Consider the following 15149-nt stretch of genomic DNA (forward strand, 5'->3'; position numbering starts at 1 on the left):
CGGGAACGGGTGGGCTCGGCGTTTTCGGGACCGGGCCAGTAGACTCAGTGGCTCATCCGGCCCCGTATCGTAAGGACCACTGCTCCCCGTCATGGACGGCTCTCAAAGTAGTTCGCTCCCGTCTGCGGAGCCCCGATGATCACGTCTCTGCTGCTCCTGGCGCTCGCGCTGGTGCTGGTCCTGCTGTGCGGCCTCTTCGTCGCCGCCGAGTTCGCCTTCGTCACCGTCGACCGCAACCGGGTCGACCAGGCGGCTGCCGAGGGCGACGTCGCCGCCCAGGGGGTGCAGACCGCGCTGCGGAGCCTCTCGACCCAGCTCTCCGGCGCGCAGGTCGGCATCACGCTCACCAACCTCGGCATCGGCTTCCTCGCCGAGCCGGCGATCGCCGACCTGGTGCGGGGCCCGTTGGAGTCCGTCGGGACGCCGTCGGGCGCGGTCGGACCGATCGCGATCACCATCGGCCTGGTGCTCGGCACCGTGCTGACGATGCTCTTCGGTGAGCTGGTCCCCAAGAACTACGCGATCGCGCTCCCGTTGGAGACCGCCCGGGCGACCCAGCGGCCGATGCGCCTGTTCACCGCCGTCAACCGGGTCCCGATCCGGTTCCTCAACGGTTCGGCCAACGCCCTGGTCCGACGCCTCGGCATCGAGCCGCAGGAGGAGCTGCGCTCGGCGCGCAGCTCGACCGAGCTCGCGTCCCTGATCCAGCGCTCGGCCGACGAGGGCACCCTCGACGCCGAGACCGCAGGGCTGATGGAGCGCTCCGTCGAGTTCGGCACCCGCTCGGCCGGCGAGATCATGACGCCGCGGGTCCGCACGCGCTCCCTGGAGGCCAACGATCGAGCCAGCGCGGTCATCGACGCGGCCCGCCAGACGGGGCACTCCCGTTTCCCGGTGCTCGACGCCGACGACGCCGTGGTCGGCACCGTGCACGTCAAGCACGCCGTCGCCCTGCCGCTCCACGAGCGGTCGACCACGAAGATCAAGCACCTGATGGTCAAGCCGATCGTGGTGCCGGACTCACTGCGCCTCGACCCGCTCCTGGCCCTGCTGCGCGAGGACGGCTTCCAGATGGCCGTCGTCCTCGACGAGTACGGCGGGCACGCCGGCATCGTCACGCTCGAGGACGTGATCGAGGAGATCGTCGGTGACATCTCCGACGAGCACGACCGGACCGGCTCGCGGGCTCGGCGCCGTCGCGACGGGTCCTGGTCGATCTCCGGCCTGCTCCGCCCCGACGAGGTCGAGGACCTCACCGGCGTCGAGCTCCCCGACGACGAGGACTACGACACGGTGGCGGGCCTGGTGCTGAAGGTCCTCGGACGGATCCCGGAGCGCGGTGACCTGGCCGAGGTGCCCGTGCCGGACCGCTCCGACCCGGACGAGCCGCGCGAGCAGCTGGCGATCCTCACCGTCGAGCACATGGACGGCCTGCGCGTCGACCGGCTCTCGCTGCGCCTCTTCGACGGCATCCCCGCCGGGGAGGCCGCCGCCGACGACCCCGCCAACAACACCGCCAACGACGCCGCCAAGGGGGCCCGCCGATGAGTGACTACACCGGCCTGCTCGTGGGTGTGCTGCTGCTGGCCTTCAACGCGTTCTTCGTCGGTGCCGAGTTCGCGCTGATCTCGGCCCGCCGCAGTCAGATCGAGCCGCGTGCGCTCGCCGGCTCGCGGATGGCCCGCACGACGCTGCGCGCGATGGAGAACGTCTCGCTGATGATGGCGGGCGCCCAGCTCGGCATCACGATCTGCTCGGTCGGCCTCGGGGCGGTCGGCGAGCCCGCCGTCGCCCATCTGCTGGAGCCGGTGTTCGAGGCGCTGCACGTCCCGCACGGACTGGTGCACCCGATCTCGTTCGTGATCGCCCTCGCCGTCGTGGTGTTCCTGCACGTGGTGCTCGGCGAGATGGTCCCGAAGAACATCGCGATCGCCGGCCCGGACCGGGCGGCCCTGGTGCTCGGCCCGCCGATGCTCGGCGTCGTCACGGTCCTGCGTCCGGTCATCGTCGCCCTCAACGCGATCGCCAACGGCACGCTGCGGCTCCTGAAGGTCGAGCCGAAGGACGAGATCAGCTCCAGCTTCACCCGCGAGGAGGTCGCCGCCCTGGTCGAGGAGTCGCGCGGCGAGGGGCTGCTCGAGGCCGACGAGTACGACCGGCTCGCCGGCGCGCTCGGCTTCACCGAGAAGACCGTCTCGGCGGTGCTGATGCCGCGCGACACGCTCTCCACCGTGCTTCGCGGGTCGTCGCCGGCCGACGTCGAGGCCCTCTGCGCCGCCACGGGGTTCAGCCGGTTCCCGGTCGAGGACGAGGACGGCGAGCTGCTGGGCTACCTGCACATCAAGGACGTGCTCGAGCCCGACGAGGAGCGACGGCAGCGCCCGATCGAGGACAAGTGGATCCGACCGTTCGCGCCGGTCACCCGCGAGGACGCGCTGCACGACGTCCTGGAGCAGCTCCAGCGGCGCGGCGCGCACATGGCGCGCGTCGTCGACGCGGACGGCGTGACCCTCGGACTGGCGACGCTCGAGGACGTGATCGAGGAGCTGATCGGAGAGATCCGCGACGCGGCCCACCTCGAGGAACAGGTCTGAGCGCCGCACGCTCTAGGGTGAACGCCCAGTGACCCCCGACCTGGAACGAAGGCAGTAAGTGGCAGACGAGACGACGCGTACCAACCGCGTATGGACGCTGCCCAACGTCTTGAGCATGCTCCGTCTGGCCGGTGTCCCGGTCTTCCTGTGGCTGGTCCTCGGCCCGGAGGCGGACGGCTGGGCCCTGGCCCTGCTGATGGTCTCGGGGTTCACCGACTTCGCCGACGGCTGGCTCGCCCGCCGCCTCAACCAGACGACGCTGGTGGGCCAGATCCTGGACCCGGTGGCGGACCGGCTCTACATCCTGGCCGTCGTCGTCGGGCTGGCCCTGCGCGACGTCATCCCGTGGTGGATGGCGGTCTCGCTGCCGCTGCGCGACCTCCTGATGTGGGGGCTGGTGCCGCTGCTGCGCACCCGCGGCTACAGCGCACTGCCCGTGCACTTCCTCGGCAAGGCCGCGACGTTCAACCTGCTCTACGCCTTCCCGCTCCTGCTGCTCGGCGACGGGGACGGCACCGTCGCCACCCTGGCCGAGGTCTTCGGCTGGGCGTTCGCGTTCTGGGGCATCGGCCTCTACTGGTGGGCCGGCGTCCTCTACGCCTGGCAGGTACGCCGGCTGCTGGCGACGACCGAGCGGCGAACGGCGGTCCGCGATGCCTGAGACCCGCGAGCGGGACCAGCTGCCGGCCCGGGTCACGATGCCGCTGCTGACCCTGATCACGCAGCAGTCGCTCGACGAGGACTACCTCCATGCCGCCGAGCGCCGGATCGCGCAAGGAGGTGTCGAGCCGCCCGCTCGCCGGTCCCGTCGTACGGCCGCGGTGGTCGTGGTCGCCGCCGTCTTCGGGATCCTGGTGACGATCGCCGCGGTGCAGACGAACCGCAACGCCGACACCGTCGACGCCAGCCGGGCGAGCCTGATCGAGCGGAACCGGACCCAGCGTGAGTCGGTCGCGAGACAGCAGGAGCAGATCGCGGAGCTGCGCGAGCAGAACGCAAAGCTCGACGAGAGGCTCGTCGCCACGGACGCCGCCCTGCAGTCGGCGGAGGCCGCCAACGAGCGTCTCCAGGTCCGCACCGGTCGCGTCGCCGTCCGTGGCCCCGGGGTCCGGATCACGGTCGACGACCCGGACCAGGGCGAGGAGCGGATCCGCAAGGAGGACCTGTTCCTGCTGATCAACGGCCTGTGGGAGTCGGGTGCGGAGGCGATCTCGCTCAACGGCCACCGGCTGGGCGTGCTGACCTCGATCAACAACTCCGACGTCGCGATCAACGTCGAGTCGTCCGCGCTGCTGCCGCCGTACACCCTGGAGGCGATCGGCAACGTCGGCACCCTCGGCGCCGACCTGCTCGACACGTCGAGCTTCGCGACCTTCGACGCGCTGCAGGATCGCTACGGCTTTGGCTTCGACATGGACAATGATGACGCGATCGTGCTGGCGGCGGCGCGGGCGAAGCGCCTGCGCAACGCCTCGCTGCCGACGATCGCACCGGACCGACGCACCAACGAGGGGACCACACCGTGATCGCCGCACTCGGGTTGTTCGTGGGAATCGTCCTCGGACTGGTGTTCGAGCCCGACGTGCCCCAGAGCCTGGAGCCGTACCTGCCGATCGCGGTGGTGGCTGCCCTCGACGCGGTCTTCGGCGGCCTGCGCGCCTACCTGGACGGCATCTTCGACGACAAGGTGTTCGTCGTCTCGTTCGTCAGCAACGTCGTCATCGCGGCCTCGATCGTCTACCTCGGCGACCAGCTCGGTGTCGGCGGACAGCTCTCGACCGGCGTCATCGTCGTCCTCGGGATCCGGATCTTCTCCAACGCCGCCGCGATCCGGAGGCACCTGTTCCATGCCTGAGGACCCGACTCCCGTGCCCCTGTCCGGGCGCCAGCGGCTGCTCCGGGCGATGAGCCGGCCCTCCCGTGGGCAGGCCATCGTGGGCGTCCTGCTGGGCGTGCTGGCCTTCGCGGGGATCACCCAGGTCCGCGACACCCAGGTCGACGAGGCCGACTTCGCGGGCTACCGCGAGCAGGACCTGATCGACGTGCTCACCGGGCTGGCCGGTACCAGCCAGCGGGCCGAGGCCGAGATCTCGCGCCTCGAGGACACCCGCGACGACCTGCTCTCCGACTCCGACCGCCGTCAGGCGGCGCTGAGCCAGGCCCGCACGGAGGCCGAGACCCTGCGGATCCTGGCCGGCCAGGTGCCGGTCACCGGACCCGGGCTGCGGATCACGATCAAGGAGGTCACCTCGCAGGTCAGCGCGGAGACCCTGCTCGACATGGTGCAGGAGCTGCGCACCGGCAGTGCCGAGGCGATCCAGGTCAACGGCCGGGTCCGGCTGATCGCCCAGAGCTCGTTCTCCGAGGGTGACGGGGGCGTCATCATCGACGGCCAGCAGCTCGAGCCGCCGTACGTCTTCGACGTCATCGGCGACCCGCACAGCCTGGAGGGTGCGCTCACCTTCCCGCTCGGCCCGCGCTACCAGGTCGAGACGGTCGACGGCGGCCGGCTCACCTTCAAGGACGACGGGCCGCTGGAGATCACCGCGGTCCGCGACCCCGAGGATCCGGTGTACGCCCAGCAAGCCTCCGGGCAGTAACCTGCCGGGGCAGCACCGCACCACCCGACCGCTCGCACCAGAGGAGACATCTTGTACCCCGACGACCTTCAGTACACCTCCGAGCACGAGTGGCTGCGGTCTCCCGGTGAGCAGGAGGGCTCGGTCCGGGTCGGTATCACCCACTTCGCCCAGGACGCACTCGGCGACATCGTCTACGTGTCGCTCCCCGAGGTCGGCGACACCATCGAGGCCGGCAGCACCTGCGGCGAGCTGGAGTCGACGAAGTCGGTGAGTGATGTCTACGCGCCGGTCACCGGCGAGGTCGTCGCCCGCAACGAGACACTGGACGCGACGCCGGAGCTGGTCAACAACGACCCGTACGCCGCCGGCTGGCTCTTCGAAGTGGTCCCCTCGGACCCCACGCAGCTCGACGAGCTGATGGGCGCGGTGGAGTACGTCGCGTCCCTGGACGCCTGAGCCCGGTTCGGCTTGAGCCGCGGGCCGGGGCTGATAGGTTCGGACAACCGTCAACCTCAGCCCGGCCTTGAGGGTTCTGCCTTGAGGGACCTGGGGTATCGATAAGCCCGACTTCGGAGGATGACCGATGCCGTTCTGCACAGCGTGTGGCAGGCAGAACCCCGACGACGCCCGATTCTGCTCCCAGTGCGGCACCCGCCTGCTGAGCGCGGACCCGGCGCCCGCCACCGACGACACCACGGTCGGTGAGCCCGTGGGTGAGTCGACGGCGACGATCCAGATCGGCGTGGGTGACAAGGCCGAGACCTCCGACCGTCAGCTCAACCCGGTCGACGCCGCGGCGGTCGACGCCCTACCCACCGGCCACGCGCTCCTGGTGGTGCAGCGCGGCCCGGGCTCCGGCAGCCGGTTCCTGCTCGACGCCGACGTCGTGAAGGCCGGCCGGCACCCCGACAGCGAGATCTTCCTCGACGACGTGACCGTCTCCCGCCGGCATGCCGAGTTCACCCGGGACGGCGCGTCCTTCACGGTGAGCGACGTCGGCAGCCTCAACGGCACCTACGTCAACCGCGACCGGATCGACCACGTGCAGCTGACCGACGGCGACGAGGTGCAGATCGGCAAGTACCGGCTGGTGTTCTTCTCCGGGCACGAGAGCGTCTGACCCGATGGCCGTGACGCAGCCCGCGGGCGCCGCGTCCGGGGCGTCTCGGGGGCGGATGAACATCGGGGAGGTCCTCGACCTCCTGCGCCCGGACTACCCGGGCATCACGATCCCCAAGATCCGGTTCCTGGAGGACAAGGGTCTGATCAAGCCCGACCGCACCCCGTCGGGCTACCGCAAGTTCGCGGCCGAGGACATCGAGCGGTTGCGATACGTGCTGCGCATGCAGCGTGACCACTACCTCCCGCTGAAGGTCATCGGGGAGCACCTCGACGCCATCGACCGCGGACTCGAGCCGCCGCCGATCGACGCCGTCGTACCGACCGTGCCCCAGGTGGCGCTCGCCGCCGACGGGCTGCCGTCGCCGGAGTCGTTCCGGCGCTCCGACCAGCTGCGGCTGTCCCGGCGCGAGCTGGTCAAGATCGCGGAGATCTCCGAGGACCTGCTCGACCAGCTGGAGCAGTTCGGGCTGATCACGCCGCGCCTGGGCACCGGCCACTACGACACCGACTGCCTGGTGATCGCCCGGACGGCCCGCGAGCTCGCCGACTTCGGCTTCGAGCCACGCCACCTGCGCGCCTTCAAGACCGCCGCGGACCGTGAGGTCGGCCTGGTCGAGCAGGTCGTCGCCCCGCACAAGCGCGGTCGCGACGCCGGGGCCAAGGCCCGTGCGGAGGAGGCGGTCAGCGAGATCGCCGCGCTGTCCGTGCGGCTGCACGCGACCCTGGTCAAGGCCGGTCTGCGGTCGTCGTAGGGCCACCTGGACCCCGCAGCGGGCCGGAGTAGGGTGGCGACGTGCGCGAAGTCGATGTCATGGGTGTCCGGGTTGAGATGCCGTCGAACCAGCCCATCGTGCTGTTGCGGGAGGTCTCGGGGGAGCGTTACCTGCCGATCTGGATCGGGGCCGTCGAGGCGACCGCGATCGCCTTCGCCCAGCAGGGCGTGGTGCCGCCGCGACCGCTGACCCACGACCTGATGAAGGACGTGCTGGAGGCGACCGGCAACGAGCTGACCGAGGTCCGGATCACCGACGTCAAGGACGGGGTCTTCTTCGCGACCCTGGTCTTCGGCTCGGGAGCCGAGGTGAGCGCCCGCCCGTCGGACTCGATCGCGTTGGCCCTGCGCACCGGCACCCGGATCGTGTGCGCCGAGGAGGTGCTCGACGAGGCCGGCCTCGCGGTGCCGGCCGAGCAGGAGGACGAGGTCGAGAAGTTCCGCGAGTTCCTCGACCAGGTCACGCCGGAGGACTTCGAGGCCCAGTGAGGACGACTCTCACCCTCAAGTAGAGGTTGATAGTTGATGGTGGCGACACGCCGCGCACCTCTTTGACCGCCCTCCCGCTGGGGCTTACCTTGAACTGTCTCTGTTGTAACTCCACCGCTGTGCTTGCGTCCCGTGCGCCGCACCGGACCTTCCCCCGGAAGTTACGTGCAAACGGAGTAGACCCCCGGAGGACCGTGTGAACGAGCACGAGCAGGAGCTGAACACCGAGGCGGCCGCGGCCGCGTCGGTCGCCGACGAGCAAGGGCTCCTCTTCACCGACGACGTCTCGCCGTTGCCCAGCGACACCGGCTACCGCGGTCCGACCGCGTGCGCCGCCGCCGGCATCACCTACCGCCAGCTCGACTACTGGGCGCGCACCGACCTGATCCAGCCGACGGTCCGGGGCGCGAAGGGATCCGGGTCGCAGCGGCTCTACTCCTTCCAGGACATCCTGCTGCTGAAGGTCGTCAAGCGGCTTCTCGACGCCGGCATCTCGCTGCAGCAGATCCGCACCGCCGTGCAGCACCTGCGTGAGCGCGGCACCGAGGACCTGACCCGGGTCACGCTGATGAGCGACGGCGCCTCGGTCTACGAGTGCACCAGCAACGACGAGGTCATCGACCTGCTCCAGGGCGGCCAGGGTGTCTTCGGTATCGCCATCGGCGGCGTGTGGCGCGAGATCGAGGGCACGCTCGCCGAGCTGCCCAGCGAGCGCACCGCCGACCCGGCGCCTGCCCCGAGCGCCAGCGACGAGCTCGCAGCGCGGCGAGCGGCCCGCAACGCCGGGTAGTCCGCACCGATCGACTCGCGAGCGGCCCGCCACCCCCTGAGGGGTGGCGGGCCGTTCGCCTGCCGGCTGGTAGATTCGGCGGCGCTGACCATCCCGCGCGGGAGAGTCCTCGACCGGTTCGCCGGGCGGGGCGCCGAAGGGGCAATTCCTCCCCGGAACCTCTCAGGCCACCGGACCGCGTGGAGCAGGCGACTCTGGAGGAGCGACGGCGCTCCGACAGAGGGGGAGGCCGATCGACCCATTTCTGGATTCGAGGAGCCCCTTTGTCCCACGTGCCATCGCTCGCCGCGCTCGATGCTGCCCTTCCGTTCGTCGAACGCCACGTGGGGCTGCGTCCCGCCGACGTCGAGACCATGCTGGTGCGCCTCGGGTTCGACTCACTGGACGCGCTGATGGCCGCGGCGGTGCCGGGCGGCATCCGCACGGCCGCCGAGCTCGACCTGCCCCCGGCGCTCAGCGAGGACGACACCGCGCGCGAGCTGCGGGCCCTGGCCGGGGCGAACCGCCCGGGGGAGGCGATGATCGGGCTCGGCTACCACGCGACGCTCACCCCGCCGGTGATCCGCCGCAACGTGCTGGAGGACCCGAGCTGGTACACCGCGTACACGCCGTACCAGCCGGAGATCTCCCAGGGCCGGCTGGAGGCCCTGCTGAACTTCCAGACCGTCGTCGGTGACCTGACCGGGCTGCCGACCGCCAACGCCTCGCTCCTCGACGAGGGCACGGCCGCCGCCGAGGCGATGACGCTGGTACGCCGGGGCAACCGGAAGGCGAGTGGCCCGTTCGTCGTGGACTCGGACGCGCTCCCGCAGACCATCGAGGTGGTGCGCACCCGCGCCGAGGCGATGGGCATCGACGTCGTCGTCGCCGACCTGACCGACGGTCTGCCGGACGGCGAGCTGTGCGGGGTGCTCGTGCAGTACCCCGGCGCGTCGGGCCGGATCCTCGACCCGCGGCGGGTGATCGAGACGGCCCACGAGCGCAACGCGCTGGCCGTCGTCGCCGCCGACCTGCTCGCCCTGACCCTGCTCGAGTCGCCCGGTGAGCTCGGCGCCGACGTCGTGGTCGGCTCCACCCAGCGGTTCGGCGTCCCGCTGTTCTACGGCGGCCCGCACGCCGGCTACATGGCCGTCGGCGCCGGGCTCGAGCGCCACCTGCCGGGCCGGCTGGTCGGGGTCTCGGTCGACGCGGAGGGGCGGCCGGCGTACCGGCTCGCGCTGCAGACCCGCGAGCAGCACATCCGCCGCGACAAGGCGACCTCGAACATCTGCACCGCCCAGGTGCTGCTCGCCGTGGTCGCCTCGATGTACGCCGTCTACCACGGCCCCGACGGGCTGAGGTCGATCGCGACCCGCACCCACCGGTACGCCGCGGTGCTCGCCGCCGCGCTGAGCGGCGCCGGTCTGGAGCTGAGCCACGCGGAGTTCTTCGACACCGTCGAGGTCCGGGTCCCCGGACGCGCCGCGGACGTCGTGGCGAAGGCGCGGGACCTCGGCCTGCAGCTGCGGCTCGTCGACGCCGACCGGGTGGGGATCTCCACCTCGGAGTGCACGACCCGGTCCACCCTGGTCCGGCTGCTGGAGGCCTTCGCGCTCCCGGCGGGGTCCGTGGACCTCGAGGCGGTCGACGCCGCCACCGCCGACGCGCTGCCGGACGCGCTGCTGCGCGGCACGCCGTACCTCACCCACGAGGTGTTCTCCACCCACCACAGCGAGACGGCGATGCTGCGCTACCTGCGCCGCCTCTCGGCGCGCGACTACGCGCTCGACCGGGGGATGATCCCGCTCGGCTCGTGCACCATGAAGCTGAACGCCACCACCGAGATGGAGCCGGTGTCGCTGCCGGGCTTCGCCGACCTGCACCCGTTCGCGCCGGCCGAGGACGCCGCGGGCTACCTGCAGCTGGTCACCGAGCTGGAGGCCTGGCTGGCCGAGGTGACCGGGTACGACCGGGTCTCCATCCAGCCCAACGCCGGCTCGCAGGGCGAGCTCGCGGGTCTGCTGGCCATCCGCGCCTACCACCGCGCCAACGGCGACGTCGCCCGCGACATCTGCCTGATCCCGTCGTCCGCACACGGCACGAACGCCGCCTCCGCGGTGATGGCCGGCATGCGCGTCGTGGTCGTGAAGGCCGCCGCCGACGGCACCGTCGACCTGGACGACCTGCGCGCCCAGTGCGACAAGCACGCCGACGACCTGGCCGCGATCATGGTGACCTACCCGTCGACGCACGGGGCCTACGAGGACACCATCACCGAGCTCTGCGAGATCGTGCACGGGCACGGCGGGCAGGTCTACGTCGACGGCGCCAACCTCAATGCGCTGCTCGGCTACGCCAAGCCCGGCGAGTTCGGCGGCGACGTCTCGCACCTCAACCTGCACAAGACCTTCTGCATCCCGCACGGCGGCGGCGGTCCCGGTGTCGGACCGGTCGCGGTGCGCGCCCACCTGGCGCCGTACCTCCCGACCCACGGGATGCACCCCGAGGCCGACAAGCGCGCGGGGATCGGCCCGATCAGCGCGGCGCCGTACGGCTCGGCGGGCATCCTGCCGATCTCGTGGGCCTACATCCGGCTGATGGGCGCGGAGGGGCTGACCCGGGCGACCGCCATCGCGGTGCTGTCGGCCAACTACATCGCCGCGCGGCTGGGCGAGCACTTCCCGGTGCTCTACCAGGGCCACGGCGGCCTCGTCGCCCACGAGTGCATCCTCGACGTGCGCGGGCTGACCAAGGAGACCGGCGTCAGCGTCGACGACGTCGCCAAGCGGCTCGTCGACTACGGCTTCCACGCACCGACGATGTCGTTCCCGGTCGCGGGCACCCTGATGGTCGAGCCGACCGAGTCCGAGGACCTGCCCGAGATCGACCGGTTCTGCGACGCCATGATCGCGATCAAGGCCGAGATCGACCGGGTCGGCGCGGGGGAGTGGAGCCCCGAGGAGTCCCCGCTGCGCGGTGCCCCACACACCTCGCGCGCGCTGATCGGCGACTGGGACCGGCCGTACTCCCGCGAGCTGGCCGTCTTCCCGTCCGGCATCGCTGGGCCCAACGGATCTGGGGACAAGTACTGGCCCCCCGTCGCACGCATCGACCAGGCGTACGGCGACCGCAACCTGGTCTGCGCCTGCCCGCCGCCGGAGGCCTTCGCCGAGTGAGTCACGTCGCGGCGCGCGGGCTGACGTCGTACGCCGTGGCGGTCCGGGCCGTCTGACGTCCCGGCGGCCGGACGGAGTCAGGCGTCTCGCCTGGTGACCGTGAGGTCGTAGAAGAACGCGGTCTCACAGGTCAGTGGGGTCTGCTGCCTGCGGTAGCGGAGCACCAGGTCGTTGCGCAGCCGGCGGTGGAAGCCGTCGGAGACGACGTGCTGGCCGGCGTCGTCGAGCTCCTCGTGGACGGCGATGCGCGGGCCCACGCGCCGGGCCGGGCCGGTGATGCGCGCGCGCAGGCCGTCGACCCGGACCCGAGCGTCGACCGTCCGGCCGGTCCACAGGCCGGCCTCGGTGTGCCGGCTGCCCGCCGCGCCGCCGCGCTTCGGGTCACCGACGACGACGCTGACGACGTTGCCGTAGGCACTGTTCTCGTAGACGCTCGCGTGGACCTGCTGGCCGCGGAGGGTGCCGGAGCACTCGAGGACGACGCCGCGCTCCCGGGTGGTCTCGGCGGCGGCCGTGGCCGGCGAGGCGAGGACCGGGCCGGCGATCCCGATCAGGGTCGCGATGGTCAGGGCGAGGCGGGTGGTGATGTGCATGGTGGTGCTCCTGCTGCTGATCGTGCTCGGTCGTGGTTGTCGGGAGGGATACGCTCCTGCCCGGCTCCCGGTTGCACCACCGCGGCCATCGGTTCTCGGCTACTGGGCCTGCGAGACGCTCGACATGTTGAAGTCCGGCACCCGCAGCGCCGGGGTGGCGGTGCGGGAGAAGTAGTCGTCGCCCCACTCCCGGCTGAAGCTCGGCACCGTCGCGGAGGCGTGGGTGAACCGGTTGAGCAGGTCGACCGGGCTCTCGTTGAACCGGAAGTTGTTGACGGATCCCGTGATCTCGCCGTTCTCGACCAGGTACACGCCGTCGCGGGTCAGGCCCGTCAGCAACAGGGTCTGCGGATCGACCTCGCGGATGTACCACAGGCAGGTCAGGAGCAGGCCGCGCTCGGTGCCCGCGACCAGGTCCTCGACGCTGCCGCCGGCGCCGTCGACCGAGAGCACCAGGTTGTCGACCGCCGGGGTCACCGGCTGGCTCGTCATGGCGGCCGAGTGCCGGGTCTGCAGCAGCGAGGTCAGCTCGCCGTCGCGGATCCAGTCGGTCCGCTCCAGCGGCAGACCGTTGTCGAAGACGCTCGACTCGTTGCCGGACCGGGAGGCCACGACGAACGGCGCGCACTCCAGACCGGGGTACGCCGGGTCGGAGAACAGGTCGACGCCGGGACGGGCGATCCGCTCGCCGATCCGGGTGCCGCCGCCCCGGCGGCTGTAGACCGACTGGCCCTCCCAGGCCACGCGGGCGCCGGCGTACCAGTAGGCGTCGATCATCAGGTCGGCGACCGCGGTCGGCGGCAGGATCGTGTCGTAGCGGCCGGCGGGCAGCGCGACCTGGCGGGCGCCCCAGCCGAGCCGCTGCTCGAGCGCGGCGTCCATGGTCAGCGCGTCGACGTCGGTGAAGTCCCGGGTGGCACCGCCCACCCAGGCGCTCTGGGTGAGGTCGGCGGTCTTGCCGGTGCAGCCGTAGTGGCCGGTCGGCTGGACGTGGCGCAGCCGCAGGCCCGTGGTCGAGCCGAGGTACATCGTGGTGACCTCGTGGTTGACGAAGCCGTAGAGCACCCGGTCGGCGGCGGTGGCCCGGCCGAACGCCTCGCCCAGCGCGGGCGCGAACGCGTCGTACACGTGCACGTCGGTGGGGACCGACTCCTCGGCCCACGTGGGGGAGACCCGGTCGCGGGGCAGGTCGGCGGCGTCCTCGGCGGGGGTGCCGGCCCGGGCGGCCGCATCGGCGGCCTCCACGAGCGCGGTCACCTGGGCCTGGGTCGTCGCGCTTCCGCTGACCGACCCCGTCGACACTCCCGCGGACGTGCGGACGAAGGAGATGACCGTGACCGTCACGCCGTGCATCACGCCGTTGGTCGTCAGGGTGTTGTTGGCCCAGCGCAGGTTGGCGCCGGTCTTGTCGTGCACGAGTACGACGCAGTCGTCGGCGATGCTGGTCGCCACGGCGTGCTCGACGAAGGACTGCGGGGACAGGGTGCTCATCAGTGGCCCGCCTCGTCGGTGGTGTTGAGGATGTTGACGCCGCGGAACAGCGACGTCGGGCAGCCGTGGCTGACGGAGGCGACCTGACCGGGCTGGGCCTTGCCGCAGTTGAACGCGCCCCCCAGCACCCAGGTCTCGGGTCCGCCGACCGCCTCCAACGAGCCCCAGAACTCGGTGGTGGTCGCCTGGTAGGCGACGTCGCGGACCTGGCCGACCAGCTCGCCGTCCTGGATCTGGTAGAAGCGCTGGGCGGTGAACTGGAAGTTGAAGCGCTGCATGTCGATCGACCAGCTCTTGTCGCCGACGACGTACAGCCCGCGCTCGACGCGACCGATCAGTTCCTCGGTGCTCGGCCCGTCGGGTGCCGGCTGGAGGCTGACGTTGGCCATCCGTTGGATGGGGATGTGGCCGGGGGAGTCGGCGTACGCGCAGCCGTTGGAGCGACCATCCGGGAGATCGGGACCGGCGAGCTCGGGCTTCATCCGGCCCATCGCCCGGTCCAGCTGATAGCCCACCAGGACGCCGTCGCGGACGATGTCCCACGACTGGGTCTCGACACCCTCGTCGTCGTACCCGACCGTGGCCAGGCCGTGCGGGAGGGTGCGGTCGCCCGTCACGTTCATCACGCCGCTGCCGTAGCGCAGGCTGCCGAGCTTGTCGTAGGTCGCGAACGAGGTGCCGGCGTAGTTGGCCTCGTAGCCGAGCGCGCGGTCGAGCTCGGTGGCGTGGCCGATGGACTCGTGGATGGTCAGCCACAGGTTGCTGGGGTGGATCACCAGGTCGTAGCTGCCCGCCTCGACGCTCGGCGCCTTCAGCTTCTCGGCCAGCAGCTCGGGGACCTCGGCGACCTCGGCGTCCCAGTCCCAGCTGTCCGGAGCGCCGCCGACGACGTACTCCCAGCCGCGGCCGACGGGCGGCGCGATGCTCGACATGGAGTCGAAGGTGTCCGCGCCGGCGCCCATCGCCTCGAAGCCGGGCTGCATCCGGACCCGCTGCTGGGTGGTGCGGGTGCCGGTCAGGTCGGCGTAGTACTTGTTCTCCTGGACCTGCATCAGGTACGCCGACGCGTGGTCCACCGCCGCGCCCACGCGCAGCCGATCGGTCCAGCCGACCAGGACCGCGGCCTTCTCGGCGACCGGGACGTCGAGCGGGTTGAGGTCGTACGCCGAGACCCAGGTGACGTCGGCGTGCACCGGCTCGGGTGCGAGCTCGACCGGGACCGGGGTCATCTTCGCGGCCACTCGGGCGACGGCGACGGCGGTCTCGGCGACCCGGACGGCCTCCTCGTCGGTGAGCACGACGCCGGCGGCGAAGCCCCAGGCGCCGCCGTGGAGGACTCGGACCGCGAAGCCGAGGTCCTCGCGGTCGCTGGCGCTCTGCAGCACCGCGTCTCGCACCGCGAGGTCCTGGTAGCGGACCCGCTCGAAGCGGAAGTCGGCATGACTCGCCCCGAGCTCCTGGGCCCGCGCCAACGCGGTGTCGCCGAGGCGGCGGTAGGGGAGCGAGAGGAAGCTGGGGTCGACCTGCTGGCCACTCATGTCCGCGAACCTACCGGACCAGG

15 protein-coding genes and 1 riboswitch are annotated in these 15149 nt (G+C 71.5%); of the genes, 12 read left to right on the forward strand and 3 right to left on the reverse strand.

Going from position 1 to position 15149, the window contains the following annotated elements; translation table 11 throughout:
* The first annotated feature begins 135 nt into the window (after positions 1–135).
* From MUB56_RS16700 to gcvP, 12 genes are all read left to right on the forward strand, one after another.
* Positions 136–1548 (forward strand): hemolysin family protein, encoded by a 1413-nt coding sequence (locus MUB56_RS16700; RefSeq protein ID WP_244928144.1) that lies wholly within the window; start codon positions 136–138, stop codon positions 1546–1548.
* Positions 1545–2594 carry a hemolysin family protein gene (locus MUB56_RS16705; RefSeq protein WP_244928145.1) on the forward strand — a complete coding sequence of 350 codons (1050 nt, stop codon included), beginning with the start codon at positions 1545–1547 and terminating at the stop codon, positions 2592–2594. The genes MUB56_RS16700 and MUB56_RS16705 overlap by 4 nt, the downstream gene beginning before the upstream one ends.
* Before the next feature lie 58 nt (positions 2595–2652).
* Complete coding sequence (locus tag MUB56_RS16710; protein WP_280637294.1) at positions 2653–3255, forward strand: CDP-alcohol phosphatidyltransferase family protein; 603 nt, start codon at positions 2653–2655, stop codon at positions 3253–3255.
* The gene (locus MUB56_RS16715; protein WP_244928147.1) at positions 3248–4120 is read left to right on the forward strand and encodes a DUF881 domain-containing protein; all 873 of its coding nucleotides are present in this window, start codon (positions 3248–3250) and stop codon (positions 4118–4120) included. Before MUB56_RS16710 ends, MUB56_RS16715 begins: the two co-directional genes overlap by 8 nt.
* Entirely contained in the window at positions 4117–4449 is a 333-nt protein-coding gene (locus MUB56_RS16720) for a DUF1290 domain-containing protein (protein ID WP_244928148.1), read from the forward strand. Before MUB56_RS16715 ends, MUB56_RS16720 begins: the two co-directional genes overlap by 4 nt.
* The gene (locus MUB56_RS16725; protein WP_244928149.1) at positions 4442–5194 is read left to right on the forward strand and encodes a DUF881 domain-containing protein; all 753 of its coding nucleotides are present in this window, start codon (positions 4442–4444) and stop codon (positions 5192–5194) included. Before MUB56_RS16720 ends, MUB56_RS16725 begins: the two co-directional genes overlap by 8 nt.
* Positions 5195–5245: 51 nt before the next feature.
* Positions 5246–5632 carry a glycine cleavage system protein GcvH gene (gene gcvH, locus MUB56_RS16730; protein ID WP_244928150.1) on the forward strand — a complete coding sequence of 129 codons (387 nt, stop codon included), beginning with the start codon at positions 5246–5248 and terminating at the stop codon, positions 5630–5632.
* 127 nt (positions 5633–5759) lie between these two features.
* The gene (locus tag MUB56_RS16735; RefSeq protein WP_244928151.1) at positions 5760–6296 is read left to right on the forward strand and encodes an FHA domain-containing protein; all 537 of its coding nucleotides are present in this window, start codon (positions 5760–5762) and stop codon (positions 6294–6296) included.
* Between the two features lie 4 nt (positions 6297–6300).
* On the forward strand, positions 6301–7050 hold the full coding sequence (locus MUB56_RS16740; protein WP_244928152.1) for a MerR family transcriptional regulator: 750 nt from the start codon (positions 6301–6303) through the stop codon (positions 7048–7050).
* Positions 7051–7091: 41 nt separating this feature from the next.
* A complete protein-coding gene (locus tag MUB56_RS16745; protein ID WP_090860844.1) occupies positions 7092–7559 on the forward strand; it encodes a bifunctional nuclease family protein in 468 nt (155 codons plus the stop codon).
* 217 nt (positions 7560–7776) lie between these two features.
* Positions 7777–8349, forward strand: a complete 573-nt coding sequence (locus MUB56_RS16750) for a MerR family transcriptional regulator (RefSeq protein ID WP_348536730.1) — start codon at positions 7777–7779, stop codon at positions 8347–8349.
* 88 nt (positions 8350–8437) lie between these two features.
* Positions 8438–8537: riboswitch (glycine riboswitch) on the forward strand.
* 75 nt (positions 8538–8612) lie between these two features.
* On the forward strand, positions 8613–11504 hold the full coding sequence (gene gcvP, locus MUB56_RS16755) for an aminomethyl-transferring glycine dehydrogenase (RefSeq protein WP_280637295.1): 2892 nt from the start codon (positions 8613–8615) through the stop codon (positions 11502–11504).
* 77 nt (positions 11505–11581) lie between these two features.
* On the opposite strand, the gene MUB56_RS16760 is transcribed toward gcvP, so the two are convergent.
* From MUB56_RS16760 to MUB56_RS16770, 3 genes are all read right to left on the reverse strand, one after another.
* Positions 11582–12097 carry a hypothetical protein gene (locus MUB56_RS16760; RefSeq protein WP_244928154.1) on the reverse strand — a complete coding sequence of 172 codons (516 nt, stop codon included), beginning with the start codon at positions 12095–12097 and terminating at the stop codon, positions 11582–11584.
* A 99-nt stretch (positions 12098–12196) separates the two neighbouring features.
* Positions 12197–13588, reverse strand: coding sequence for a TldD/PmbA family protein (locus tag MUB56_RS16765; protein ID WP_244928155.1), 1392 nt, complete (start codon positions 13586–13588; stop codon positions 12197–12199).
* Positions 13588–15126 carry a TldD/PmbA family protein gene (locus MUB56_RS16770; protein WP_244928156.1) on the reverse strand — a complete coding sequence of 513 codons (1539 nt, stop codon included), beginning with the start codon at positions 15124–15126 and terminating at the stop codon, positions 13588–13590. Before MUB56_RS16770 ends, MUB56_RS16765 begins: the two co-directional genes overlap by 1 nt.
* Positions 15127–15149 lie beyond the last annotated feature (23 nt).

It is taken from the genome of Nocardioides sp. W7, assembly GCF_022919075.1.
Taxonomy (GTDB): Bacteria; Actinomycetota; Actinomycetes; order Propionibacteriales; family Nocardioidaceae; genus Nocardioides.

Excerpts from the sequence above, each read along its gene's own strand:
- MUB56_RS16700 (WP_244928144.1), top strand. The coding sequence starts at position 136 with ATGATCACGTCTCTGCTGCTCCTGGCGCTCGCGCTGGTGCTGGTCCTG.
- MUB56_RS16705 (WP_244928145.1), top strand. The coding sequence starts at position 1,545 with ATGAGTGACTACACCGGCCTGCTCGTGGGTGTGCTGCTGCTGGCCTTC.
- MUB56_RS16715 (WP_244928147.1), top strand. The coding sequence starts at position 3,248 with ATGCCTGAGACCCGCGAGCGGGACCAGCTGCCGGCCCGGGTCACGATG.
- MUB56_RS16725 (WP_244928149.1), top strand. The coding sequence starts at position 4,442 with ATGCCTGAGGACCCGACTCCCGTGCCCCTGTCCGGGCGCCAGCGGCTG.
- MUB56_RS16735 (WP_244928151.1), top strand. The coding sequence starts at position 5,760 with ATGCCGTTCTGCACAGCGTGTGGCAGGCAGAACCCCGACGACGCCCGA.
- MUB56_RS16740 (WP_244928152.1), top strand. The coding sequence starts at position 6,301 with ATGGCCGTGACGCAGCCCGCGGGCGCCGCGTCCGGGGCGTCTCGGGGG.
- MUB56_RS16760 (WP_244928154.1), bottom strand. The coding sequence starts at position 12,097 with ATGCACATCACCACCCGCCTCGCCCTGACCATCGCGACCCTGATCGGG.
- MUB56_RS16765 (WP_244928155.1), bottom strand. The coding sequence starts at position 13,588 with ATGAGCACCCTGTCCCCGCAGTCCTTCGTCGAGCACGCCGTGGCGACC.
- MUB56_RS16770 (WP_244928156.1), bottom strand. The coding sequence starts at position 15,126 with ATGAGTGGCCAGCAGGTCGACCCCAGCTTCCTCTCGCTCCCCTACCGC.